The organism is Streptomyces aurantiaciflavus (assembly GCF_049808595.1).
In the GTDB taxonomy this organism is placed as follows: domain Bacteria; phylum Actinomycetota; class Actinomycetes; order Streptomycetales; family Streptomycetaceae; genus Streptomyces.
Genome location: NZ_JBNCAQ010000024.1, coordinates 29,368 through 52,312, shown reverse-complemented (window position 1 = coordinate 52,312; position 22,945 = coordinate 29,368). Strand labels below are relative to the sequence as shown.

22 protein-coding genes and 2 pseudogenes are annotated in these 22,945 nt (G+C 71.1%); 8 read left to right on the top strand and 16 right to left on the bottom strand.

What is annotated here, in order from left to right; translation table 11 throughout:
• Positions 1-70: 70 nt before the first annotated feature.
• The 3 genes from ACPT94_RS26935 to ACPT94_RS26925 form a co-directional block, all read right to left on the bottom strand.
• Positions 71-1,153 carry a glycosyltransferase family 2 protein gene (locus ACPT94_RS26935; RefSeq protein WP_360332790.1) on the bottom strand — a complete coding sequence of 361 codons (1,083 nt, stop codon included), beginning with the start codon at positions 1,151-1,153 and terminating at the stop codon, positions 71-73.
• A 244-nt stretch (positions 1,154-1,397) separates the two neighbouring features.
• Entirely contained in the window at positions 1,398-2,816 is a 1,419-nt protein-coding gene (locus tag ACPT94_RS26930) for a glycosyl hydrolase family 28-related protein (protein ID WP_360332793.1), read from the bottom strand.
• A gap of 348 nt (positions 2,817-3,164) precedes the next feature.
• Complete coding sequence (locus tag ACPT94_RS26925) at positions 3,165-3,371, bottom strand: hypothetical protein (RefSeq protein ID WP_360332796.1); 207 nt, start codon at positions 3,369-3,371, stop codon at positions 3,165-3,167.
• 427 nt (positions 3,372-3,798) lie between these two features.
• On the opposite strand from ACPT94_RS26925, the gene ACPT94_RS26920 reads away from it, so the two are divergent.
• Together ACPT94_RS26920 and ACPT94_RS26915 are read left to right on the top strand one after the other, a co-directional pair.
• A complete protein-coding gene (locus tag ACPT94_RS26920) occupies positions 3,799-4,407 on the top strand; it encodes a DJ-1/PfpI family protein (RefSeq protein WP_360332799.1) in 609 nt (202 codons plus the stop codon).
• A gap of 225 nt (positions 4,408-4,632) precedes the next feature.
• Positions 4,633-4,905 (top strand): WhiB family transcriptional regulator, encoded by a 273-nt coding sequence (locus ACPT94_RS26915; RefSeq protein WP_360332802.1) that lies wholly within the window; start codon positions 4,633-4,635, stop codon positions 4,903-4,905.
• Here ACPT94_RS26915 and ACPT94_RS26910 read toward each other — a convergent pair.
• The 5 genes and pseudogenes from ACPT94_RS26910 to ACPT94_RS26890 form a co-directional block, all read right to left on the bottom strand.
• Positions 4,902-6,314, bottom strand: coding sequence for an amino acid permease (locus ACPT94_RS26910; RefSeq protein WP_360332805.1), 1,413 nt, complete (start codon positions 6,312-6,314; stop codon positions 4,902-4,904). The two genes, ACPT94_RS26915 and ACPT94_RS26910, sit on opposite strands and share 4 nt — an antisense overlap.
• A gap of 411 nt (positions 6,315-6,725) precedes the next feature.
• Positions 6,726-7,347, bottom strand: a pseudogene (locus ACPT94_RS26905) (Rv1733c family protein).
• Between the two features lie 62 nt (positions 7,348-7,409).
• Positions 7,410-8,180 (bottom strand): rod shape-determining protein, encoded by a 771-nt coding sequence (locus ACPT94_RS26900; RefSeq protein WP_425247056.1) that lies wholly within the window; start codon positions 8,178-8,180, stop codon positions 7,410-7,412.
• A gap of 50 nt (positions 8,181-8,230) precedes the next feature.
• A complete protein-coding gene (locus ACPT94_RS26895; RefSeq protein ID WP_360332811.1) occupies positions 8,231-8,605 on the bottom strand; it encodes a TraR/DksA family transcriptional regulator in 375 nt (124 codons plus the stop codon).
• A 46-nt stretch (positions 8,606-8,651) separates the two neighbouring features.
• Positions 8,652-8,963, bottom strand: coding sequence for a TraR/DksA family transcriptional regulator (locus ACPT94_RS26890; protein ID WP_360332814.1), 312 nt, complete (start codon positions 8,961-8,963; stop codon positions 8,652-8,654).
• 359 nt (positions 8,964-9,322) lie between these two features.
• Between ACPT94_RS26890 and ACPT94_RS26885 the strand changes: the two genes are divergently transcribed.
• From ACPT94_RS26885 to secD, 4 genes are all read left to right on the top strand, one after another.
• The gene (locus ACPT94_RS26885) at positions 9,323-10,276 is read left to right on the top strand and encodes a sensor histidine kinase (RefSeq protein WP_360332817.1); all 954 of its coding nucleotides are present in this window, start codon (positions 9,323-9,325) and stop codon (positions 10,274-10,276) included.
• Positions 10,277-10,278: 2 nt separating this feature from the next.
• The gene (locus tag ACPT94_RS26880; protein ID WP_425247021.1) at positions 10,279-10,962 is read left to right on the top strand and encodes a response regulator; all 684 of its coding nucleotides are present in this window, start codon (positions 10,279-10,281) and stop codon (positions 10,960-10,962) included.
• 102 nt (positions 10,963-11,064) lie between these two features.
• Positions 11,065-11,499: a hypothetical protein gene (locus ACPT94_RS26875; protein ID WP_425247020.1), complete on the top strand. Its 435-nt coding sequence runs from the start codon at positions 11,065-11,067 to the stop codon at positions 11,497-11,499.
• Between the two features lie 87 nt (positions 11,500-11,586).
• A complete protein-coding gene (gene secD / locus ACPT94_RS26870) occupies positions 11,587-13,842 on the top strand; it encodes a protein translocase subunit SecD (protein ID WP_425247019.1) in 2,256 nt (751 codons plus the stop codon).
• Between the two features lie 145 nt (positions 13,843-13,987).
• Here the strand turns inward: secD and ACPT94_RS26865 are convergent, their stop codons facing one another.
• Together ACPT94_RS26865 and ACPT94_RS26860 are read right to left on the bottom strand one after the other, a co-directional pair.
• A complete protein-coding gene (locus ACPT94_RS26865) occupies positions 13,988-15,292 on the bottom strand; it encodes a cation:proton antiporter (protein WP_360332829.1) in 1,305 nt (434 codons plus the stop codon).
• A gap of 83 nt (positions 15,293-15,375) precedes the next feature.
• Positions 15,376-15,702 (bottom strand): DUF3040 domain-containing protein, encoded by a 327-nt coding sequence (locus ACPT94_RS26860; protein WP_360332832.1) that lies wholly within the window; start codon positions 15,700-15,702, stop codon positions 15,376-15,378.
• A 167-nt stretch (positions 15,703-15,869) separates the two neighbouring features.
• On the opposite strand from ACPT94_RS26860, the gene ACPT94_RS26855 reads away from it, so the two are divergent.
• Positions 15,870-16,250, top strand: a complete 381-nt coding sequence (locus ACPT94_RS26855; protein ID WP_360332835.1) for a VOC family protein — start codon at positions 15,870-15,872, stop codon at positions 16,248-16,250.
• A 99-nt stretch (positions 16,251-16,349) separates the two neighbouring features.
• Here the strand turns inward: ACPT94_RS26855 and ACPT94_RS26850 are convergent.
• From ACPT94_RS26850 to ACPT94_RS26835, 4 genes and pseudogenes are all read right to left on the bottom strand, one after another.
• Positions 16,350-16,632: pseudogene (locus tag ACPT94_RS26850) on the bottom strand (DUF899 family protein); the annotation flags it as partial.
• A 74-nt stretch (positions 16,633-16,706) separates the two neighbouring features.
• On the bottom strand, positions 16,707-17,819 hold the full coding sequence (locus ACPT94_RS26845; protein WP_360332838.1) for an ABC transporter substrate-binding protein: 1,113 nt from the start codon (positions 17,817-17,819) through the stop codon (positions 16,707-16,709).
• Between the two features lie 205 nt (positions 17,820-18,024).
• Positions 18,025-19,443 carry an MFS transporter gene (locus ACPT94_RS26840; protein ID WP_425247018.1) on the bottom strand — a complete coding sequence of 473 codons (1,419 nt, stop codon included), beginning with the start codon at positions 19,441-19,443 and terminating at the stop codon, positions 18,025-18,027.
• Between the two features lie 389 nt (positions 19,444-19,832).
• Positions 19,833-20,951 carry a glycoside hydrolase family 113 protein gene (locus ACPT94_RS26835; RefSeq protein WP_425247017.1) on the bottom strand — a complete coding sequence of 373 codons (1,119 nt, stop codon included), beginning with the start codon at positions 20,949-20,951 and terminating at the stop codon, positions 19,833-19,835.
• 283 nt (positions 20,952-21,234) lie between these two features.
• Between ACPT94_RS26835 and ACPT94_RS26830 the strand changes: the two genes are divergently transcribed.
• The gene (locus tag ACPT94_RS26830) at positions 21,235-21,615 is read left to right on the top strand and encodes a hypothetical protein (RefSeq protein ID WP_360332843.1); all 381 of its coding nucleotides are present in this window, start codon (positions 21,235-21,237) and stop codon (positions 21,613-21,615) included.
• A 247-nt stretch (positions 21,616-21,862) separates the two neighbouring features.
• On the opposite strand, the gene ACPT94_RS26825 is transcribed toward ACPT94_RS26830, so the two are convergent.
• Positions 21,863-22,741 carry a DUF2199 domain-containing protein gene (locus tag ACPT94_RS26825; protein WP_425247016.1) on the bottom strand — a complete coding sequence of 293 codons (879 nt, stop codon included), beginning with the start codon at positions 22,739-22,741 and terminating at the stop codon, positions 21,863-21,865.
• A 29-nt stretch (positions 22,742-22,770) separates the two neighbouring features.
• Positions 22,771-22,893, bottom strand: a complete 123-nt coding sequence (locus ACPT94_RS26820; RefSeq protein ID WP_360332849.1) for a hypothetical protein — start codon at positions 22,891-22,893, stop codon at positions 22,771-22,773.
• Positions 22,894-22,945 lie beyond the last annotated feature (52 nt).

The following is a 22,945-nucleotide window of genomic DNA, read 5'->3' as shown; positions in this document are numbered from 1 at the left end:
CCCCCCCGACCCCCCGGGCGCCCCCGGCCCGGGCGCCCCGCGGGCCCGGGGGCCCCTCCCGAAAGCGTCCTCACCCGGTCGTCAGGCCGGCCCGGGGTTCTCCCGGGTGGTGCCAGCGGGTCGGGCGTCGGGTGAGGAAGTCGGCGACGCAGCGTACGAAGACGGCCTGGATGAAAAGGTCGTAGGCCAGTTCGACGGCGAGGGGGAGGGCGAGCGCCCGGGCACGCCAGCCGCCGCACCAGACGGTGATGGTCCGTTCGAGGACGAAGACGACGCCGACCGCGGTCCACAAGGGGTGCGGTTGCCATCCGCCGACGACCGCGGTGATCGCCGTGAGGAGGAGATACAGGGCCATGGCGATCACCCCGACGGCCATGCCCGCCTGCTGCGCCCAGTAGTGGAGGGTGACGCGGGTGAGTCCGTAGTGTCGGAGGTTGTCCAGTGCGCCGCGTTGCCAGCGCATCCGCTGGCGCCACAGGTCGCGCCAGCTGTGCATGATTTCCGTGGTGACGTGGCAGGAGGGCGGGGAGGTGAGTCCCCAGCCGAGGGTCTTCAGGGCGAGGGTGAGCTCGTTGTCCTCGGTGAGGGCGAGGGTGTCGTAGACCTTGCCCGGTGTGCCGGGCAGGCGGGTGCCGCGAGCGGCCGCCACGTCGCGCAGCGCGCGTACCCGGATCGCGGAGGCGGTTCCGGTGAGGACCATGACCCGGCCGCGGCGGCGGGCGATGTCGCGGCTGTAGCGGACGTACTCGTTGCGCTGCAGCTGGCCGAGGAGGCCGCCGCCGGGGTCGCCGTAGAAGACGCCGCCGACCGCGCCCAGTGTGCTGTCGGTGTTCAGCTGCTGTTCGGCGACGGCGAGGAAGTCCTCGGCGATGACGGAGTCGGCGTCCATCACCACCACGGCGTCCCGGTCGTCCAGCGAGGGCAGTAGGCGTTCCAGTGCCTGGTTGAGGGCGCCGGCCTTCTTTTCGTGGTTGTCGACGGACTCCATCACCTGGACGGACTGCGACCGGGCGACAAGGACGGTGTCGTCGACGCTGTTGTCGCTGATGACGACGACCGTGTCCGGCGGTCGGCTCTGGCCGCGCAGGGAGCGCAGTGCCCCCGTGATCCTCGCGGCCTCGTTGTGGGCCGGGATCAGCACCACCAGTTTCATCGGCTTCTCTTCCCTCCGCTCACTTTCGCCGTGCAGGCGGAACGACCTCGCCCGGGCCGGGGGATCGGCGGCCGCAGGGCGTGCTGTTGTGCGGCCGCCGGGTTCCCTGGCGTGCACCGGGAGCAGGCTAGGCAGGGCGAATGCGTGGTGCGGTGAGGCGCGCGTGGGTGTGCTGTGCATGGGTGGCTTCGTCCCGGGGCGCTGTGGGCCGGGAGGGTGGGTGCTCCGGCACCGTGGAGTCGTTTCAGTAGCCCTTGACGAAGTCGATCACGTACCACTTGGTGGTGGACGCGTTGTAGATCGCGGTGAGGAAGTCGCGCTTGTTCGCGGTGGTGGTGAGCGTGGTGTTGGGGATGGTGGAGCCCACGACGAAGGCGGAGCTGCGGGTCAGTGTGCGGTTGCCGGTGGCGTCCTGGATGACTTCCCAGGTGATGCGTTGTCCGTCGGTGGGGTTGGTGGGTGTGCCGAGGGTGCGGTTGCCTTGGAGGGTGACGCGGAAGTGGTTGCCGAGTGCGGCGTTGGTGGCGATGGTGGGGGCGTCGGTGAGGGTGACGGGGGCGGGGCGGACGCGGGTGTCGACGTAGTCCTTGCGGGTGAGGTGCTGGGCCTGGGTGGGGGCCGCGGTGGTGGAGACGTTGCCCTCGTAGTAGGCGTCGCCGGCGCCGTAGACGAAGCCGCTGGCCACGGTGCCGCCCGCGGTGTCGTTGGTGATGTTGGTGGTGCCGGACAGGGACAGCGGTGAGACGTTGCTGAAGTCGCCGAGCGTGGCCGAGCAGCCGGAGTCGACCTTGACCGAGTTGGGGGCGGAGCCGGCGGGGGTGTTCTCGGCGAACCCGAAGACGCTGACGCCGCGTGCGGCGCCGGTGACCCAGATGCTGGTGTTGGGGCTGTTGAAGGTGAAGGCGTTGAACAGCCCGACGCCGATCGCGCCGTCGATCTTCCAGCTGTAGCCGTCGTAGCCGGTTCCCCGGTTCACCGCGGACTCCGCGCCGCAGCCGGTGAAGTTGATTCCCTGGCTGCCCACGCCGACGACCTCGTAGCCGATGCCACAGTGGTCGGCGGCGCAGCTGACGAAGGAGCAGTAGGCCATGGTGTCGACGCGGAAGCCCGCGTTGGTGATGATGTCGGCGTAGCAGCCGATGAAGGAACAGCTGGTGCCGGCGGCTCCGCCGGAGACGCCGTAGATGTCCCAACCGTGGTTGCCGTTGTTGGCCGAGGTCACGTCGGTGAAGGTGGACACGATCGGGTTGGACAGCCTGATCCCGGTGCCGCCGAAGTTCTTCACCGTCATGCGGGAGAAGGACAGGGAGACGGTCGCGGGGTTGGTGGTGCGAGTGAGGTTGATGCCGTTCCCGGTGCCGCTGGACGGGCCCTGCAGGGTGAGGTCCTGGAGGGTCAGCCGGGTGAGGTCGGTTCCGGTGAGGGTGTCGGCGGTGGTGCTGGTCTGCCTGATCACCGAGGCGCCGTCGCTGACTCCGGCCAGGATGAGGTTGGAGTCCGCCACCAGGGGCGAAGTGATCTTGTAGGTGCCGGCGGGGAAGACGACCGTCCCGCCGGAGGACCCCACCGCGTTGATCGCCGACTGGATCGCGGTGGTGTCGTCGGTGGTGTTGTTCCCGGTGGCGCCATAGTCCAGGACGTTGAGCCAGTAGCTGGTGGCCATGATGCTCTCCGTTCCCCTGAGGGATGCAGGTGCTGCTGGCGGGCTGGCTGAGGGGTTCGCCGAACGTCCGGCAAGAAGCCACGAGTCACAGCGGATCACCGCGATCGGGGCGGTCAGCAGGGTCAGCCGCGCGCCCAGCCCAACCACATGACGGCGCGTATACGATCGGCTACTAGAAGTCATAATCGTCCGAATGGGGCGTCGGTGTAAAGGCCTTGTGCCAACATTCCTCAACCAGAAAATCGCATCGCCCCGCCGAAACAGCATCGGCGTGATTATCCGAAGATAGTGATTTCGGGGGCTGGGTCGAAGGTGGTCGCGTCACCGCTTTTTTTGGGGCGCGGGCGGTTATGTCCGGCGCCCGGTCCGGCCGGGGTGCGGCAGGCCGGGGAAGGCGTGTGGGGGCGGCACCAGTTTCACCAGGGCGAGAGCGGCGAAGACGAGGGTGAGCACGGCCACGGTCCACACCAGCGCCTGGAGCCCCAGACCGGCGAGGACGCCCACGCCGGCCAGGGGCGGGCTGACCGCCCCGGCGGCACCGTAGTACGGACCCATCTCGTTTCCTCCCTGAACCTGAAAGGCGATGCTTCGTCGCCCGTTCGGCTTGGAGCTCGCGCACGCAAAGCCGGGCGGCCGATTTACCTGCGAACGGCAATGCCGAACTTTGGGACCGTTGCCCGAGATGTGCATCGCAGAGAATGCACCCGGGACCGGGAAAGCCATTTAACCTTATAAACATCTCGGGGCCCGGTGATCTTCAACATGCCGCACGGCCCGCTGCCCTCAACGCCGAACAGCCCCGATCGGCGCAGTGAAGCAGTGAAGGTCCGCGGCGACCGGGGGAGCGGTGGGGCTGCTTGAACGCCCGGGATGCCACGGCGGGCGGCAGGCGTGCCACCGGCCGCTGATTGGCTCTCGATCCGGCGGCGGCGCTTGAGGAACACTGCGGGTCGGGTTCTGTGCCGTACGGGAAGGGGTTGTGATGCAGGTAGCCGTGGTCACCTTCGACGGGTTCAACGAGCTGGACAGTTTCATCGCTTCGGCGCTGATCAACCGGTGCCGCAAGGACGGTCTGGAGGCCTTCGTCACGACGCCGACGCCGGTGGTGACGTCGATGAACGGTGTCGAGGTGAGTGGACAGCGCCCGATGGAGTTCGCGACCGAGGCCGACGTGGTGCTGATCGGCAGCGGCGTGAAGGCGCGAGAGGTGGTCGCCGACGACCGGCTGATCTCCAGGCTGCTGCTCGACCCTTCGCGACAGCTGATCGGTGCGCAGTGCTCCGGCGCACTGGTGCTCGCCCGGCTCGGGTTGCTGGAGGGCATGCCGGCCTGCACGGACATCAAGACCCGGCCCTTTGTCGAAGCCTGCGGCGTCGGCGTGCTGGACGCGCCGTTCCATGCGGAGGGGAACATCGCCACGGCGGGCGGCTGCCTGGCGTCGCAGTATCTCGCCACGTGGGTGATCACCCGGATGCTCGGGGAGGACGCCGCGCGCGATGTCATCGGCTACGTGGCTCCGGTCGGTGAGAACGAGGAGACGGTCGAGCGTGCCCTGCGTGCCGTCCAGGCGGGGCAGGCCGCACTGCGCTGACGTCCTGCGACCGGCCTTTCGCCGGGTCGGTGGGGCGACGAGCCGGTCACCAGTGCCGACAGGTGCATCGTATGCCGGTGCACCTGAAAGGTAAGCATCTGGACAAATTTCTAAATTCTTCCTATTTTGGACGGCACCTTGCCGGGGCAACCACGAACGCGACTCATCGGTGCCGCCGTCTCACGCTGCACCGCGCTCCCGTCATGTCGGCAAGTGGAGGGTGCTGTGAACTGGCGCGAGATGGCGGCCTGCCGCTTTGAAGATCCTGAACTGTTCTTTCCCGTCAGCGAAGACGGTTCGTCTCTTCTTCAGGTCGAGCAAGCCAAGCGGGTCTGCCGCCGCTGCCCCGTCCTGCGTGAGTGCCGCAGGTGGGCGCTGCGACATGGCGAAACGGACGGGGTGTGGGGCGGGCTCACAGCGCGTCAACGGCGGGCGCTGTCACCCTCCATGAGCACCGTCGGGGACAGGCATGCGGGAAGCGGCGAACGCACCCTCTAACGGCGGGCCATCTCCGACCGGCGGTACGAGTACCCGAAGTAGATCACGAGCCCGACCGCGAACCACACGGCGAACCGCACCCAGGTCTGCCACTGCAGGAACGTGATCAGCCAGAGCGAGAAGACGACACCCACCGCCGGCACGAACGGCATCCACGGCGTCCGGAACGACCGCGGCAGCTCCGGCTGCCGGTACCGCAGCACGATCACCGCCGTGCACACCACCACGAACGCCAGCAGGATGCCGATGTTGGTCAGCTCGGCCGCTTCGCCGATCGGCAGGAAGCCGGCGATGGCCGCCGAGGCGAACCCGACGATCCAGGTGACGCGGGTCGGGACGTGCCGCGTCGGATGCGTCCTGGCGAACCACTCGGGCAGCAGCCCGTCGCGGGACATCGCGAACCACACCCGGGTCACGCCCAGCATGAACGTGAACATGACCGTCAGGATGCCGATGATGGCACCCACCGCGATCACATCCGCGAGTCCGCTCAGCCCCACCGACTTGAACGCCGTCGAGAACCCGCTCTCCGGGTCGATGTCCTTGTAGTTCTGCATGCCCGTGAGCACCAGGCAGGCGGCCACGTACAGCACCATCGAGATCGCCAGCGAGTAGAGGATCGCCTTCGGCATGTGCCGCTGCGCGTCCTTCGACTCCTCGGCCGCCGTCGACATCGCGTCGTACCCGAAGACCGCGAAGAACACGGTCGCCGCACCGGTGAAGGCGCCGCTGATGCCGTACGGGAAGAACGGGCTGTAGTTGTCGGTGTTGATGTGGAAGACGCCGACTGCGATGACCAGCAGCACGACCAGCACCTTCAGCACCACCACCGTGGTCTCGAAGCGGGCCGCGTTCTTGATGCCCAGGTTCAGCAGGTACGCGATGAGCAGGCACAGCAGCGCGGCGAACAGGTCGATGCGGTGCCCGTCGCCGGTTCCGGGCGCGCCCAGCATCCAGTTCGGCAGGTCGGCCCCCGTTTCGCCGACGAGGAAGCCGAAGTAGCCGGAGATCCCGATCGCCACCACCGCCACGATGGCCGTGTACTCCAGCAGCAGGTCCCAGCCGATGCACCAGCCCACGAACTCGCCGAGCACCGCGTAGCCGTACGTGTACGCCGAACCCGCCTTCGGGATGAGCCCCGCGAACTCGGCGTACGAGAGTGCGGCCGCGGCGCTGGCGACGCCGGCGATGAGGAAGGAGACGAGCACGGCCGGCCCCGCCGTGCCGTGTGCCACGGTGCCCGCGAGGGTGAAGATGCCCGCGCCGATGATGCCGCCCACACCGATCGCGGTGAGCTGCCACAGCCCCAGCGACCGTTCGAGCCGTGTGCCCTCGACGAGTTCCGTCTCCTCGATGTGCTCAATGGGTTTGCGGCGGAATATCCCCTCACCCATGCGGGGCCTGGCCATGCGCCTCACCTCTTCGTGATCAGCAGACGGCTGACGGCGGATCATGACGGCTCGGTGGCGCGGGTGGCCGAAGACGCCACGCACGGCCCGCGCAGAGCTTCGGCATCCGTAGGATCGCCCGGTCGTAGTACAAGGAGATGCCTCCCGAGGTCCCTGCCGGCCACGGCGCCACCCGTCACCGGCCACCGCCCCGCCTCCACCGGGCGGATCACGATCGAGCCGACGATGCGACGGCCGGCCTGCTCATGACCGGCGAGCGGATCGAGCTCCGCTCGCCCTGCGACGCCCACCGCCTCGCCGCCCGCGCCTTCATCCTCTGGCACCGCGACCCCGCCCGCGACCGGAAGGCGCCGCCCGAGCCGTGGGGGGACGCAGAGACCGAGGACGCACCGTCAGCAGACGCACACCGCGTTACGGCGATGGGGTCCACCGAGGCGCTGTCTCGGCCCAGGCGGCGTCCCATGCGGCGAGGTTGCGGCGCTGGATGACGCGGCCGACGGCGCCGTAGGCGGCGGCTGCGGTGGCATGGACCCCGAGGGCGGCGATGACGGCTGCTCCCCTGGTACGGGTGCGGATCTGGCCGGGGCTCAGGGGCGGATCCGTGATCTTTCCGTCGGTGCCGGCCCAGACGCGGATGGCGCTGCCCTTGGGCAGAGCGGGCCGGACATCGGTCCTGGCGGTGTGGCTGTGCCCGTTGGGGTCGGTGAAGCGGACCTTGGTCGGGTAGCGGGTTTCCCTGGCCTCCGCGGAGCCGGGTTCGGGGTGGCGGGGGGGCGTCCTCGAGGAGGACGGCGGTTGTGGGCCGGCGGGTGGCGGCCTGGTGCTGGGCGGTACGGGTGTAGTGGTGGTGGGCGGCGTCGCCGACCAGGCACACGGCGAGAGGAGTGGCTGCCGGCACGGCCAGCACCAACGTGAGGCCCACCCACCCCTGGACCAGATCGCTGCGGCGGCGCAAAGGGTTGCGCCGCAGCCGCCACAGCATGAGCCGGGGCAGCTCCCGCGGGGGCGGCGGTGGAGGTGTGCGGCCGGGCATGTGTCCTCCTTTCGGCGGTGGACGCAGCGATGCCGGGTGGCGACCGGATGCGGGGACGGGCCCTAGCGGGGCTGGGCAGCCGACGGGAAGGGACCGGAGGCCGAAGGGTGGGTGTGGGCGGCTTCCAGGAGCTGGGCGGCGCCGCGGACGGCCGAGGTGTGCGGGGCCGGGGCCACGCGCAGGGGCGTGTGCAGCCGGCCGGTGAGGTGGTAGGTGATCTCGGGACGCAGGGCGCCCCCGCCGGCCAGGAGGATGCCGCGCTGCAGGGCGTCGACGGTGAGCGAGGTGCGGTCCTGGCGGAGCATCGCGGTCAGCATCGAGGCCACGGCCTCGGCGATCTGTTCGGGTGAAGTGGTTTCGCCGAGGTCGCCGGTGCCCAGGGCGGTGCGGCGAGCGTCGGTGACGGCGCCGTCGGACAGCAGGACCACCTCGGTGAGATGGGCGCCGATGTCCACCACCATCAGGGGGTGTGTCATGTCCGCGCTGGCCGACAGGGCGATGCCCCGGGCGCTGGGTACGGTCAGCACGCTGTGCGGCCGCAGCACGTCGACCGCGGCGCGTGCCCGGGTGCGGTAGGCGAGGCCGTCCAGGACGGGAGCCGTGACGATGACCATGGGGCGGGGGAGCCGGGGCAGTCGGTGACCGAGCAGCCGCTGCAACATCCGGGCGCACCCGGGGATGTCGACGATGGTGCCGCGCTGGATGGGGTGCACCGCGTCGGTGCCGGCGAAGGTCACGGTGGGCACGTCGATGACGACGCCCCTGCCGGCGACCCACACGCGGGTGCGGGCGCTGCCCATGTCCAGGGCGATGCCGCAGCAGCGCCGGCACATCGGCCAGGGCCGGTGCCGGGCGGCGGCGGTGCGCGGGTGGGGTGTGCCGGTCAATGGATTGCCTCCGTGGCCTTGTGGCAGCGGGCGCAGTGACGGGCCTGCGGAACGATCGTCAGCCGTTCCCGGTCGATGGGGCGCCGGCACAGGTGGCAGGTGCCGTACGAGCCCTTGTTCATGCGGGCGAGGGCTGCTTCGACGTCTGCGAGGACCATGCGGGCGGAGGCCGCGAGCTTGACGCGGACCTCGACCTGCGCGGCGGCCTCCTGCTGGAGCCGGTCCTCTGCGCGGGAGGCGACGGGTCCGGCGAGCTGGCGCAGTTGCTCCTGGCGGAACAGGCGCTGCTCGTGCAGGTTCTCGCGCAGCGCGGCAAGGTCCTCGGCCGACAGGTGCGTCGTGCTCTCGGCGATGGCCTGGTGGTTCACCACTTCACCCCTCTTCGGGCAGGGCGTGGGAGGACAAGGTCGGCGGCAGTCAGGCGACGCGGCGCTGGCAGCCGACGCAGTAACGCGTGTAGGGCAGGATCTCCAGCCGCTCCGCGGGGACGGGCTTGCCGCAGCCCAGACATGTTCCGTAGGTGCCGTCCATGACACGGGCGAAGGCCTCCTCGATCTCCTTCAGGACCCGCTCCATCGCGGTCCTCTGCGCGGACAGCAGATGATCGTCCGCGCTGTGCCCGGCCTCGTTGAGGGCCTGCAGCTGCGCCAGGCGGGAGGTGCGGGCGTGTTCCAGGCGCTGTCGGGCCTCGTGCGGGTGGGGCTCGGCCCGGGTGACATCGAGCGACATGATCGATCCCTTTCTCGACGACATACGGCAGGTGCGCGGTCGCGCGGGGCGGGCCGCGGCGGTGCCGTGCCACCCGCCGGCTGGGGGGTGGTCGTGTGTCTTCCACCCTGGCCGGGACGGCGGCTGACACCTATCGGGCGCAGGCCCCATTTACGCCCGGGCAAGGGATCCATGCGGCTGCGCCATGGGTGGCGCACACCCGGGGAAATGGGGGCTGGCGCCCATCGACGGGGCACTCGGGAAGGGGGCAGGCTGGCCCCAGGTGCACGCAAGCACCCCGGGGTCGCGAACCCGGTGCGGCGGCGCGCCGCCCGACGGTGGGCGTGAACCGATGTCGTGGAAGGGGAGGCGTGGAGCCGGTGTCCTTGTTCTGGCGGATCTTCGCCCTCAACGCCGTGGTGCTGGGCACGGCCACGGGCCTGTTGCTGTGGGCGCCGGTGACCGTCTCCGTGCCGGTTCTGCTCACCGAGGCGATCATCCTGGTCGGCGGTCTGGCCGTCATGCTGGTCGCCAACGCCGCGCTGCTGCGGCTCGGCCTGGCCCCACTGGACCGGCTCACCAGGCTGATGACCACCGTGGACCTGCTGCGCCCCGGCCAGCGCCTGCCCGCCTCCGGCGGCGGCGAGGTCGCCGAGGTGATCCGTACGTTCAACGCCATGCTGGAGCGGCTGGAACAGGAAAGGGCCACGAGCAGCGCCCGGGCCCTGCTGGCCCAGGAAGCCGAACGCCGCCGCATCGCGCAGGAGTTGCACGACGAGGTCGGCCAGAGCATGACCGCGATCCTGCTGGGCCTCAAGCGAGCCGCGGACGACGCACCGGCGCCGCTGCGCGAGGAACTGCACGAGGTGCAGGAGATCACCCGGGAGAGCCTGGACGAGGTCCGCCGCCTGGTACGCCGGCTGCGGCCCGGCGTACTGGACGACCTGGGCCTGGTCAGCGCGCTGACCTCGCTCACCGAGGACTTCGCCACCCACACCGGGCTGCAGGTCACCCGCCGCTTCGACGCCCACCTGCCGACCCTGGAGGCGGAGACGGAACTGGTCCTCTACCGCGTCGCCCAGGAGTCGCTGACCAACGTGGCCCGGCACGCGGACGCCGAACGGGTCACGGTCGCCCTGCGCCACACCGACGACGGCGTGGTGCTGACGGTCACCGACGACGGCAGCGGCATCAAGGCCCCCCGCGAAGGCGCCGGCATCCGCGGCATGCGCGAGCGGACCCTCCTCATCGGCGGCAGCCTTGAGATCACCCCGGCACCCCACACCGGCACCCGGGTCCAGCTCACCGCGCCCGTATCGAGGAAGCAGCCCTGACCATGCCCGACACGACCACGACCTCCCTGACGGAAACGAGCACGATCCGCATCCTGCTCGCCGACGACCACGCGCTGGTCCGCCGCGGGGTGCGGCTCATCCTCGACCAGGAACCCGACCTCGAAGTGGTCGCCGAGGCCGGGGACGGCGCCGAGGCCATCGACCTGGCCCGCACCCACGAGGTCGACCTGGCCGTTCTCGACATCGCCATGCCGCGCCTGACCGGTCTGCAGGCCGCCCGCGAACTGGCCGCCCTCAAGCCGGGCCTGCGGATCCTGATGCTCACGATGCACGACAACGAGCAGTACTTCTTCCAGGCCCTGAAGGCCGGCGCGAGCGGATACGTGCTGAAGTCCGTCGCCGACCGGGACCTGGTCGCCGCCTGCCGGGCCGCGATGCGGGACGAGCCCTTCCTGTATCCCGGTGCGGTCACCGCGCTGATCCGCAACTACCTCGACCGGGCCCGGCACGGCCAGGAAACCCCCGACCAGATCCTCACCCCCCGCGAGGAGGAGGTCCTCAAGCTGGTGGCCGAGGGGCACTCCTCCAAGGAGATCGCCGCCCTGCTGTTCATCAGCATCAAGACCGTCCAGCGGCACCGCGCCAACCTGCTGCAGAAACTCGGCCTGCGTGACCGTCTGGAACTCACCCGCTACGCCATCCGCGCCGGCCTGATCGAACCCTGATCTCCCGGCCCGACGACCACCCGGCGTTCCGGCCGCCCACTCCCCGGCCGAAACCCGGGCTGAGGCCCGCACCGCACACCACGACGAAAGGGGGGACGACGCATGCACCCCGTTGCGCGCACGGCCCCCGGCACCGGCAGCACCCCGCCTCCCGCCGTCGCGGTGCTGACGGCCGTCGTGCTGGTGCTCCTGGCCGCACTCGGCATCGCCGGCCCGCCGCCCGGCGCGACGGGCGAGCCGCCCGGTACCGCCGCTCCGGCAACCGGCGCCGCGTCAGCAGCCGGCCGGCACTGGGACACCGGGCCGCGCGCCGACGAGGGCTGCGACACCGCCTGCACCGTCCGGGCGGCAACCCGCCAGGAGTCGCACAGCGAGCACCCCGCCCCGCGCGGCTGTCTCGTCACCTGCGGACAGGGGACGGACGCCACCGTGTCCCAGCGCCCGTGGCCCCCGGCGCCGACCTGGCACCTGCCTTCCTCAGAGCCTCACGCGGCCCATGACCGTGGGCGGGCACCCCCCGCGTTCTCCGGCACCTGACACCCCTTCCTGTTCACATCCCACCTCGCACCGCTACCCGCGGCCCTTCGCCGGCCGCCGCCGCGGTGCGTCCGCCGGAGGCCCCCGTTGAACCGTTCTTCGCGCGCGAGGGCGCTGCTCGCCCTCGCCGTGCTCGCCGTGTCCCTGTACATCGCCCTGACCGTGCCGGTCCGCCTCGGACTCGACCTGCGCGGCGGTACGCAGCTTGTACTGGAGACCCGTTCCACCCCCTCGACCGACGCCGGCAGCGAGGCCACCGACCGCACCCTGGAGGTGTTGCGCGGCCGTATCGACGGCCTCGGTGTCGCCGAACCCACCCTTGTCCGCTCCGGTGAGAACCGGATCATCGTCGAACTGCCCGGTGTGCAGGACCCGAAGAAGGCGGCCGACGTCCTGGGCCGTACCGCGCAGCTCACCTTCCGCCCCGTGCTCGGCACCGCCGACAGCGCCGACGGCACCTCGGGGCCGCTGCCGAAGCGGCCCCGGGAACACGTCCTGCCCGACGAGTCCGGCGCGCTGCTGCGCCTCGGGGCCGCGTCCCTGACCGGCGAGCACGTCAAGGAGGCCGCCGCCGGGTTCGATCAGCAGGGCGGCGCCGGATGGCACGTCACTGTCGACTTCGAGGGCGCCGGCCGCGACGGCTGGGCCCGGCTGACCGGCGAGGCCGCCTGTCACCCGGCGGGGGACCCGGCGCGGCGGGTGGCCATCGTCCTCGACGACAAGGTCATCTCCTCACCGCAGGTCGACCCGTCCGTCGCCTGCCGGACCGGCATCCGTGACGGCGCGACGCAGATCACGGGCTCCTTCGGCGCGCAGGAAGCCCGCGAACTCTCCCTGCTCATCAACGGCGGTGCCCTGCCCGTGCCCGTCGAGACCGTGGAGCAGCGGACCGTCGGCCCGACCCTGGGCGCGCGGGCCATCACCGCGAGCGCCTGGGCCGCGGTCATCGGCACCGCGCTGACCTCGCTGTTCATCATCGTCGTCTACCGGCTGACGGGCCTGCTGGCCGCCGTCGCCCTGGCCTGCTACGGCCTCGTCTCCTACGCCGCCCTGGCCGCGCTCGGCGCCACGCTGACCCTGCCGGGCCTGGCCGGTTTCGTCCTGGCGATCGGCATGGCCGTCGACGCCAACGTGCTGGTCTTCGAACGGGCCCGCGAGGAATACGCGGCCCGCCGCCGCCCCAGTACCCGCTCGGCGCTGGCGGCGGGGTTCCGCAACGCCTTCAGCGCGATCGCCGACTCCAACATCACCACGCTCATCGCGGCCGCCCTGCTGTTCTTCCTCGCCTCCGGACCCGTGCGGGGCTTCGGCGTCACCCTCGGCATCGGCGTGCTCGCCTCCATGTTCAGCGCCCTGGTGATCACCCGCGTGCTCGCCGAGTTCGCCGCGAACCGTCCCAGCCTGCGCCGACGCCCCGGCCTCACCGGTATCGCGACGACGGGCGCCGTCCGCGACCGCCTCACCCGCCGCAACCCCCAGCTGATGCGCCGGCCGCGCCGCTGGCTGGCCGCGTCCGCCGCCGTACTCGTCCTGGCCGGCTCGGGCATCGCGGTGCGCGGCGTCGACCTCGGTGTGGAGTTCACCGGCGGCCGCCTCATCGAGTACGCCACCACCGCCCCCGTCGACCCCGACCGGGTCCGCACCGCACTCGCCGACGCCGGATTCCCGCGCGCCGTCGTGCAGTCCTCCGGCGACACCGGCCTGACGGTGCGCACCGAGCCGCTGACCAACGCCGAGGAGGCCGAGGTCACCGGCACCGTGCGCGACCTCGCGGGCCGGGCCGACAAGGTCCGCGACGAACTCGTCGGCCCCAGCCTCGGCGAGGAACTGCGCCGGGGCGCCCTGATCGCGCTCGCCGTGGCCCTCGGCGCCCAGCTCGTCTATCTCGCGGCGCGCTTCCGCTGGGTGTTCGGCACCGCCGCGGTCGTCGCCCTCGCCCACGACGTGGTCATCCTCGTCGGGGTCTTCGCCTGGCTCGGCAAACCCGTCGACGGGGTGTTCCTGGCGGCCCTCCTCACCGTCATCGGCTACTCGGTCAACGACTCCGTGGTCCTCTTCGACCGTGTCCGGGAACTCGTCCGACGCACCCCCGGGGCGCCGCTGCCCGGCATCACGAACCAGGCGATCCTGCAGACCCTGCCCCGCACCGTCAACACAGGAATCGGCGCCGCGTTCATCCTCACCGCCCTCGCCGTGCTCGGCGGCTCCTCGCTCACCGACTTCGCCCTGGCCCTGCTCATCGGCCTGACCGTCGGCACGTACTCCTCCGTCCTCACCGCCGCCCCCGTGGCGATCGAGCTCCACCACCACAACGCGACCCGCCGGCCGTACCGTCGGCTCTGACGGGGATCGCGCCTGCCCCTGACACACGGCATGGGCCCGGCGGCCGCAGCACAGCCACCGGGCCCGTTCTGCCTCCACGGACTGACCCGATTCGCTTCCGGCCGCAGACGGAGCGACGCTCACCCGTCAGTCGCGCTGTGCCGGGTCACTCCGTCCTCGCGCACTGAGCGGATGAGCCCGACGGGGTGGGGGCGCCGGTGGACCGGGATGCGGTGGTGTCGGGTGACTCCGGTGCCGGGTCGGTGTGCGGGACGGCGGTTGGGGCCCGGCCGCCGACCAGGCGGCCGGTGGTGGCCCGGAGGGCGCGGGCGAGCAGGTCGGACCGCCCGGCCGCTATGGGGCTGAGAACGGCGAGGACGAGGACATAGCCGGCGATGAACGGGGCGAGGCGACCGTCGAGGCTGGCGCCGGCGGCCATGGCGGCCAGGATCAGCGCGAACTCGCCACGTCCCAGGAGCGTGGTGGCGATGTTCGCGGCAGGCTGGGGGCCGTAGCGGTACAGACGCGCGACGAGCAGTCCCGCGGCCACGTTCATGCTGACGGTCAGCGCTGCGGCGATGGCGACCGGCACGGCGACAGAGGTGATGTCCGCCGGGTTGATGGCCAGGCCGAAGGCGAAGAAGAAGATCGCAGCGAAGGCGTCGCGCAGCGGATGCACCAGCGTGCGGATCCGCAGCCCGGAGGGCGTGCCGGCGAGGATCAGACCGACCATGAAGGCGCCGATGGCGTCGACGACCCCCAGGACCTCGGAGACACCGGCGATGAGGATCGCGGCGCCGAGGAAACTGATGACCAGCAGTTCGTTGTCACGCACCGCGATCAGCCGCCCGATCAGACGGGTGCCGTAGCGGGCCGCGGCGGCCAGCACCATCAGGAAGGCGAACGCCTTGGCCGCCTGGAGGATCGTTTCCATGACACCCTGGGCGCCGCTGATGACGGGCTGCAGCGCGGCGAGATACAGGGCGAGGAAGATGTCCTCCACGACGGTGACGCCGAGGATGAGACGCGTCTCGGGGCGGGAGATGCGCCCGAGGTCGACGAGGATCTTGGTGACGATCGCGGAGGAGGAGATGCCCAGGACTCCGGAGAGGACCAAGGCTTCCCGCGCCCCCCAGCCCAGGGCGAATCCGAAGCCCAGCCCTACGCCGACGTTCAACAGGAGGTAGATCCCGCCGGCGGCCAGTAGACGCCTGCCGCCGCTCTTCAGGTCGTCGAGGTGGAACTCCAGACCCAGATAGAACAGCAGCAGCACCAGGCCGAGCGCGGAGAGCATCTCGAATTCGTGCGCGTCCTGGACGAGGACCACGCCGGGGGTGTGAGGGCCGAGCAGGATGCCGGCGAGCATGAACAGCGGGATGGTCGGCAGGCCGATCCGGCCGCCGAGGCGGGCGAAGACGGCGGCTGCCAGGAAGGCGCCGCCCATGGCGAGCAGGGTGTCAGCATGTCCCACGGGTCACCACCTTCCGCAGGTGTGGGGGCACAGGCTGTCGCAACGGACGGAAGTGGATGGGTCCTCCTTTGTTCCTGGGCCTGTCAGGCCTGGTGATCACTGCGGGGACGGGATGTACGAGCGTGTAAGGGAAGGCCGGGGCGGTCCGGGTCGTGCGGGGGTGCGAGCAGCTGCGTCGCCATCCCCGCCGTGACCAGGCCGACCGCGAGCAGCAGGCCCTGTGGCAGCACCATGCCCGTGATCAGCATCGCCGCAGAGAGGGCCAGCAGCGTCCAGGCCGGCCCGCGCCGTCGTCGGTGTTCGCGAGGCCGGCGCGGGTGCCCCGTTCCCAGACCGCGGGCGAAACGAGGATCGCCGCGCTGCGTCCGTGTCTCGAGATCGTGCAGTGGACCGGTGCCGGGCTGCACCATGGCTCCTCCTCCCGGGGACCGGCAGGTAAGGGGTCCATGCCACCGTCACACGCGCCCTCGCACCATCACCATCGGGTCCAGCACCCATTTCCGCAGGCGCCTGACACCCACGACTGGTCGGGCACCCGGGTCGGTGACGACACGGCCGGGTCGATACGGTCCGGGGCATGCATCGAAGCCGCGTCTACGCCGTTCTGATCGACACACCGGAAGCCGAGGCCGACCGCGCCGCGTCCTTCTGGGCCGCAGCCCTTGGAGCGACCGCGAAACCAGTGCCCTCGGAGCCGCAGTTCACCGTGCTCCACGAGGCTCTGCCGGGAGTGGTCGCCGTTGTCCAGGCCGTCGATGACCTGCCCCGCTTCCACCTCGACATCGAGACCGACGACGTCGAAGCCGAGACCGCCCGTCTGATCGCCCTGGGCGCCACGCAAACAGCGCAGTGGCTGGAGTGCCGCGTTCTTCGGGCGCCCGGCGGGCACCTGGTGTGCGTCATTCCCGTGCACAGCGCTCCCGAGGTCTTCGAAGCTCAGTCCAGGACCTGGCCGTAACGGGACCCAAAGGGCGTCGACGCGACGCACCACGGCGTCGGGGATGTCGAACCGGGGCAGAAGTGCTCCCCCTTTGCCGACGCCGTCGACGAAGGCGGGTCAGTGGTGGTGGCCCTGTCGGCCGAGGGTCTCCACGGGGGTCGCGCCGGGGCGGGTCCACTGCGGCACGGGGCGGCTGGTCAGGCCCCAGATAACGTTCCCGTCCGCGTCCGAGCGCCGGGACAGCACGGGCCGCGCCCCTCGGGCCGGCCTTCGGGGTTGTCCTCCCAGGCCTCGCCGCGGTCGTAGGGCGTCATGTCGAGCAGACCAGTGAGCTGTTGACCCGCTCGTTGCCACGGCCCGTCGTGGAGTAGGTGAGGAACACGCGGTCGCCGTCGCGCAGGCATCGCAGCGGAGCGCCCTCGGCCGAACCCGCACGGACCACGCCGGGCTGCGGTCACATCTCTCCGTGTTCTCTCAGCCGGTGTGAAGGATCCGAAAGCGATCGGGTTCCGCCGGATCTCGATCGACGACCTGGATCGGCGCACCATTCCATTGCCAAACGCTGATGCCTGGTGTGCGGGAGAACCGGATCCGCCCGCGAGTGCCTTCGACCGCGACGCGCGGCCAGGATGCGGCTGTGCGCGCCCGGTCCGCGCCGTGAGAGCGCAGCACGTCGGCGAGGACGGTGACCGTGTCGTAGCCCTCGAAGGCGACGAAGGAGGGCGCTTCGGCCAGCCGTTCGCGCAGGGCCGTCCCGACTCGTGCGCCGAGTGGGCCGAGGCGCTCGGGCAGATAGCGCAGGAACGGGATCGCGGCGCCGTCGTCGCCCAGCAGTGTCGCCCATTCGGTGAACTCCGGTTGCCCGGCTGGAGCACCCATCAGAACCTCGGCGAGCCGCCGGTCGCGGCGGACAGACTTGACGATCGACACCGCCGGCTCCGGGTGGCCGACCAGAAGAAGGAGGGCTGTCGCGCGACGGTCGACGAGTGCGTCGCACACGGCCGCGGGGGTGAGCGCGCTCATGTCGAGCTCGGTGACGGTGCCGCCGCGTGCAGCGAGGCGGTCCCGCAGGATGCGGGTCCCCGTCGCCCAGTAGACACTCGGCTGGGCTGCTACGGCGATGCGGCGGTGGCCCGCGCCGAGGAGGAAGTCCGCGTAGACCCGCCAGCCTCGGGACTGTGGCGGGGAGAGGCGCGCGACCCATTCCGTCGGCTGTTCGGTGAGCGCGTCGAGAACCGCTGACGAGCAGAGGAACGGCAGGCCGAGGGCGTCGGCCCTGGCGGCCGCTGCGCGAGCGACGACGCTGTGATACTCCCCTGCCAGGGCAGCCACGCCCAGGCGAGCCAATTCGTCCACGGCCGCCGCGGCCCTCCGTGGATCCGCCGCGGTGTCCCGGACCACCAGCTCGAGCGGTCTTCCGACGATCCCGCCGGCGTCGTTGACTTCGCGAACGGCCAGCTCTAGCCCGGCGAGCAGGTGTTGGCCCGCCTCGACCCAGCCGGGCCGGGTCAGCGGAACGAGAGCGCCGATCCGGACGGACGATCCGTCAGTCCGCTCCGCTCCCGGTGGCGATGTCGGCGTATTCATACGTGGGCATCTCCCGTGCGGCGATTCGGCGGCAGTCTGCCCGGATCGCAGAGTGGCAAGGCCCGGGAGCACGCCTTCATCTCGTCTCGCCGTGACGGGCGCACCCGGGTGATCATGCCGGACATTGCATCCACCACCATCGCCCACAGGCAACCGATTATTCATCGGCGAGCGGGGCGACTCCTGCCGGCCGCCGCAAGACGTCCTACGTCCCTGCGGACTTCGCCGGCACGCACAGCCAGGCGAGGGCTGCGGCCAGCAGGTAGGCGAGCGCGCCGATGGCCATGCTGGTACGCAACCCGGTGCTGTAGTCGGTGGCTGTGGCGAGCAGGCTGCCGCCGAGCGCCACGCCGGTGGCGCTGCCGATCTGCCGGGTGGTGTTGAACAGGGCGGAGGCAGCCCCTGAGTACGCCGCGGGTGCGGCGCCCATCACGGTGGCGGTTCCGCCGGTGAGGGCGAAGGAGGTACCGAACCCCGCGGCCATCATCGGGGCCACCAGCAGCGGGTAGGCGGGGTCGTCCCCCGCCGCGACCCAGCCGGCCAGCCCCAGGCAGGCCAGCAACATGCCGGAGACCACCAGTGGCCGGTCACCGGTGCGGCGGGTCAGCCGCCCGGACAGGACGGAAGCGAACATGGTCATCGCCACCGCCGGGAACAGCGCCAGCCCGGTGCCGAGGGCGCTGAAGCCGCGCTGGTGCTGGAATTCCAGGCTGGCGGTGAACACCATGCCGTAGAAGCCGAAATTGAACAGCAGGCCGATGACCGCTCCGCCGCTCATCGCACGCGAGCGCAGCAGGCTCAGCGGAAGGGCAGGAGACCGGGCCAGCCGCTCGCGCACCGCGAACGCCACGGCGGCCAGCACGGCCAGGCCCAGCCCGGCGAGAACAGCCGGATCAGCCCAGCCCCGCCGTCCGGCCTCGTTGAGCGCCGCGGTCAGCAGCGCCACCGCCGCCACGACCGCGCACTGCGCCGGCCAGTCCAGGGCCCGCTCGGCGCGCCGGGGCGAACGTGCCACATACCGCAGCGTCAGGACCAGGCACGCCGCACCGACGGGCAGGTTGATGAGGAACACCCAGCGCCAACCCACCGTGGAGACGAGCAGCCCACCCAGCAGCGGCCCCGCGGAGGCCGCGATGCCCGCCATCGAACCCCACAGCCCGAAGGCCCGCGAGCGGGCGGCAGGCGCCGGGTAGGCCTGCTGCAGCAGGGCCAGGGAACCGGGCACGATCAGCGCCGCGCCGAGCCCCTCCACCAGCCGGGCCGCCACCAGGAACTGCGCGCTCGGCGCGAGCGCGCACGCGGCCGAGGACACGGTGAACACCGCCACGCCCGAGCAGAAGACCCGACGGTTGCCCAGCCGGTCGCCCAGCGCGCCACCGGTCAGCAGGAACCCGGCGAAGACCAGGGTGTACCCGTCGGTGATCCACTGGATGCCGGTGAGCGAGGCCGACAGCTCCCGGCCGATCACCGGCACGGCGACGTTGATGACCGTCACATCCAGGATCACCATGAAATACCCGGCGCACACCGCCAGCAGCGGTGCCCAGGACCGTCGCCCGGACTCCGGGGCCGACTCGGGAGAGGGCACGGACTCACCGCCACCGGCCGACTCCGCGAACGCCACGGCCCCAACTCCATCCCGTCCGCGAACGCCCTGCACAAAAAATCGCAATAACAGATATATACCGCATATTGCAGAAACCGGGCTGGTCACGAGCAGGCAGGACGCCATCCAGAAGGCGCAGTCGGAGACGTCGGATCGAAGTGGATGAGACGCGGATCTCTGGGTAGCCGTGTGAAGCCGACCGGGGAAGGGCCGTGACACCTGGGGAGGTCGTAGCGGCCCTTCCCCGGTCCACGGCCCGATGTCATCCGCCGTCCGGTATTCGGGGGAGGAACGCACCACCCCCGGGGACGCGTGACGACCGGGGGCAGACAGGGCCGGACGGATCAGGGCCGCCGAACGCTCCTGGGCGCCCGCGTTCCCTGGGCAGCGGGAGCGGCAGGTGGTCTTCACCGGAATCGGCGGGCCACCGTGTGGAAGGACCGCTTGGGTTCCCACTGACCGGTCTCCGCGTAACCGCGCCGCGTCCCGGTGGGGAAGGTCTTGGCCAGCGCGAAGCTGGCGATGTCCAGGTCGTAGCGGCGCTGCGGAGAGTAAGGCGAGTCGGGTGCGATGAAGTTGTAGACGAACGCGCCGTGCACCCGTTCGGCGGCGTACAGGTCCAGCAGTGCGCCGATCTCGTCGGCCTGTTCCCGCTCGTCGCGCACATGGCCGTCCTTGACCACCGGCGGCTCCCGCTCCCAGTCGACCGCCGTGAAGCCCATCCCGCCCTGCTCCCTGGCGCCTGTGAAGGTGCAGCAGCCGAACTCGGTGATGACGACGGGCTTGCCGTGCCGGTGCAGGGCGCGCAGCTGCTTGGTGTAGGTGGCCTTGTTGTCGGCGTCCCGGTAGAGGTTGGCCCCCACGACGTCGAAGCCGCGCCAGTCGACCTCCTCCCACTCTCCGGAGCTGTAGGCGACCCGCCCCTTGAACAGTGGCCGTACGGTCCGCAGAGCCCGGCCCAGAAAGGCGTTCAGCCGCTCCTGGTAGCCGGCCGACTCGGGGCGCCCCAGCGCCTGAGCGCGCTCGGTGTAGTCGTTGCCGGGCACCAGGCCGGACATGAAGATGGTCAGCTCGGTGCCGACCGCCATGCCCACGCCGGGGTGACGGGTGCGTAACCGTTCGGCGGCGCGCGCCACCGAAGCGAGGAAGGCGAGGGTCTGCTCCGCGTCGCGGTCGAACTGTCGCGGTTCGAACCAGACGAACAGGCCGTGCGTGGCCGCGATGGACGCCGCCTCCGCCAACCGGTCGAGTTCGTGGCCCAGCAGCAGGATCGCGTTGCAGTGCAGCTGCTCCTTGACGGCGGCGATCTCCTGGCGGACATACTCCGTCCGCCAGACCTCGCGGTCCGTGTCGAAGTTGACGCCCTTGTAGGTGAGGGATTCGGGCCCCCGGGGCGGGGCCACCGCGTGCGTCGACGGCGTACCAGCACGCGCGTTGTCGGCGGCGCAGGCGCTGACCAAGGATGCGGCGGCAAGGCTCGCGGTGCCCGTGAGCAGGCTCCGGCGGGTCATCGGTGCTGATGTCATGCGGCCAGCGTGGACCGGGTGCGAGAGGCGGGGCATCGGTCGAAGGGCTCGCCGTCGTCGACCAAAGTCGCTGCCGAGACGTTCGACGTGCCGATCACGGCGGCCGGTTCGAACGCGTCGCCCCGCAGCCTGTGGCTGTTGCGGAGCAGCCGGAACCGTGCACTCGGGCGAGCGTCTCAGCCGGCCAGTCGGTGCGTCCGGTTGACCCCACGTCACCGACGGGCCCCCGGCGCCGTAGCATCGTCCGGCGGTGGTCGGCACTGCTGCTCGGGGGAGAGAGGCCTTGGAACGACACGAGAGCCGCATCGCGCCGGCCCTGCGCTTTTCGACGGAGCTCATCGCCTGGGTGGCCACCCCCTGGGCACTGTCGGGACGGTCCTGGTTGCTCGCGGTCCTGGCCGTGGTGGTTCTGATCGGCCTCCCCACTGTCTTCTCCACCCCCGGCGACAAGGCACAGGTGATCATCCCCGTGCCGGGCTGGGTCACGATCCTGCTGGTACTGCTTCAGCTCGCCGCGGCCGTGATCTCCGCATGGTCGGCATGGCCCACCTGGGCGGCAGTCCTCGTCACCCTGCTTGCCGCTGCCACCCTCCTCACAGAACGCCGACGCTGGCGGTGGCTGCTGCGCAGAGGCCGGGACGCGGCGGACGCACTGGGTTCGTAACCCCGGCGGAACCGGCCGGCGCGCAGGTCGTGGGCGCTGTGCGTCCGAGGACCGCCCGCTGTCCCTGCTGGTGGACGCCGACAAGCCCGCCGTGGCGCATCGGCGTCGGCGGCTGACCGTGTCAGGCCGGGTTCGGGGTTGGCTGAGCACGTCAGCGCGCGCACCCGCCAGGGGAGAGGCGGGCGCCCGTGCGGGGGAGCGGCCGGTGCCGGACCGTCTCAGCGCGCCAACGGCTGTACCGGTGTGCCTACCTGGCGCTGTGGTTGATCGATCGCCATACGTGCTGAGCCCAGGCAAGATCTGACGGGTCGTCGTACATGCAGGCCAGAGCCACAGCATGGTCGCCCTGGATGACGAAGCCGTAGAGCTCGTGCTGTGTGCGGCCTTGCGAGGTCGACTCGAGCCAGAACGCGTGCCGGAGGGCGCCACGGTGCTCCTCGGTGATCCGGTGTGCCGCATCGACGCTCGGCGCGCCCTCGGTCAGCGAGGTGAGCAGTTCGGCAGGGGTGCCTTGGTGCGGGGCGGTCAACAGGTCCGCGTGCACGGTCCGGCCGGGGCTCGCGAACTGCGAAGTGCCGTTGACCACGCGGGCCGCCATGCCCGGGGAGCGCTCGATACTCCACTGCTCGTTCAGAGGAGTTCGGACCGGCACCGGCAACGGGTGGCCGAAGCAGCGCAGCACGTGGTCGCGGTCCCAGACGGTGTGCAGGACCTGGGAGAGCAGCGGGTGCTCGCCGGCCTGTACGTAGGGGATCTCGTCGGCGTTGCGGACCGTGGCGGTCAGGGGCGCGTGCAGCAACTCCTCGCCCCACGGTTCGATGGCGTTGGCCAGCGTGCCGGTGAACACGAGGTCGGCGTATCCGGGCTCGTCCCAGACAGCGAGAGCACGTTCGCCATCGGCATCAGGGATCTGCATCCAGGTGCCCAGGACCAGTTCCAGTCCTCCCGACAGCTGTACGGGGAGCAGGCACCGGGCGAAGCACCCTAGCCCCGCTACGCGGAGCAGGCCGGCGTTCATGTGATGCCGCTCTGCCTCCGTCGTGGGCAGGACGGCGTCGGGCAACCCGAACCGCGCATCGATCCGGTCGGTGGCGGGCAATGCGGCGCCGCAACAGGAACACGCCACTGGAGCATCCAAGGTCACAGGGGCGGAGCCTAGTCGAGGCCCCGGGCGGCCGAGATGTCCGGGGCGGGGCAGATCAGCGAGGGTGTCCGGCGCGGCACCGGGGCGCGGCTCGTCGCACGGGCCGTCCAGCCGAGTTTGCGTGCGACTTCCATGGGGCGCATGGTGGAAACAGGGGCGACTGTGACGGCAGGTGGCGCACGGCTG

Coding starts and splice junctions, on each gene's coding strand:
- ACPT94_RS26860 (WP_360332832.1), bottom strand. CDS start 15,702: ATGGTGCAGCCCGGCACCGGTCCACTGCACGATCTCGAGACACGGACG.
- ACPT94_RS26820 (WP_360332849.1), bottom strand. CDS start 22,893: ATGGAAGTCGCACGCAAACTCGGCTGGACGGCCCGTGCGACGAGCCGC.
- ACPT94_RS26935 (WP_360332790.1), bottom strand. CDS start 1,153: ATGAAACTGGTGGTGCTGATCCCGGCCCACAACGAGGCCGCGAGGATC.
- ACPT94_RS26920 (WP_360332799.1), top strand. CDS start 3,799: ATGCAGGTAGCCGTGGTCACCTTCGACGGGTTCAACGAGCTGGACAGT.
- ACPT94_RS26890 (WP_360332814.1), bottom strand. CDS start 8,963: ATGTCGCTCGATGTCACCCGGGCCGAGCCCCACCCGCACGAGGCCCGA.
- ACPT94_RS26880 (WP_425247021.1), top strand. CDS start 10,279: ATGCCCGACACGACCACGACCTCCCTGACGGAAACGAGCACGATCCGC.
- ACPT94_RS26900 (WP_425247056.1), bottom strand. CDS start 8,180: ATGTGCCGGCGCTGCTGCGGCATCGCCCTGGACATGGGCAGCGCCCGC.
- ACPT94_RS26930 (WP_360332793.1), bottom strand. CDS start 2,816: ATGGCCACCAGCTACTGGCTCAACGTCCTGGACTATGGCGCCACCGGG.
- ACPT94_RS26845 (WP_360332838.1), bottom strand. CDS start 17,819: ATGAATACGCCGACATCGCCACCGGGAGCGGAGCGGACTGACGGATCG.
- ACPT94_RS26835 (WP_425247017.1), bottom strand. CDS start 20,951: ATGACATCAGCACCGATGACCCGCCGGAGCCTGCTCACGGGCACCGCG.
- ACPT94_RS26925 (WP_360332796.1), bottom strand. CDS start 3,371: ATGGGTCCGTACTACGGTGCCGCCGGGGCGGTCAGCCCGCCCCTGGCC.
- ACPT94_RS26910 (WP_360332805.1), bottom strand. CDS start 6,314: ATGGCCAGGCCCCGCATGGGTGAGGGGATATTCCGCCGCAAACCCATT.
- ACPT94_RS26855 (WP_360332835.1), top strand. CDS start 15,870: ATGCATCGAAGCCGCGTCTACGCCGTTCTGATCGACACACCGGAAGCC.
- ACPT94_RS26875 (WP_425247020.1), top strand. CDS start 11,065: ATGCACCCCGTTGCGCGCACGGCCCCCGGCACCGGCAGCACCCCGCCT.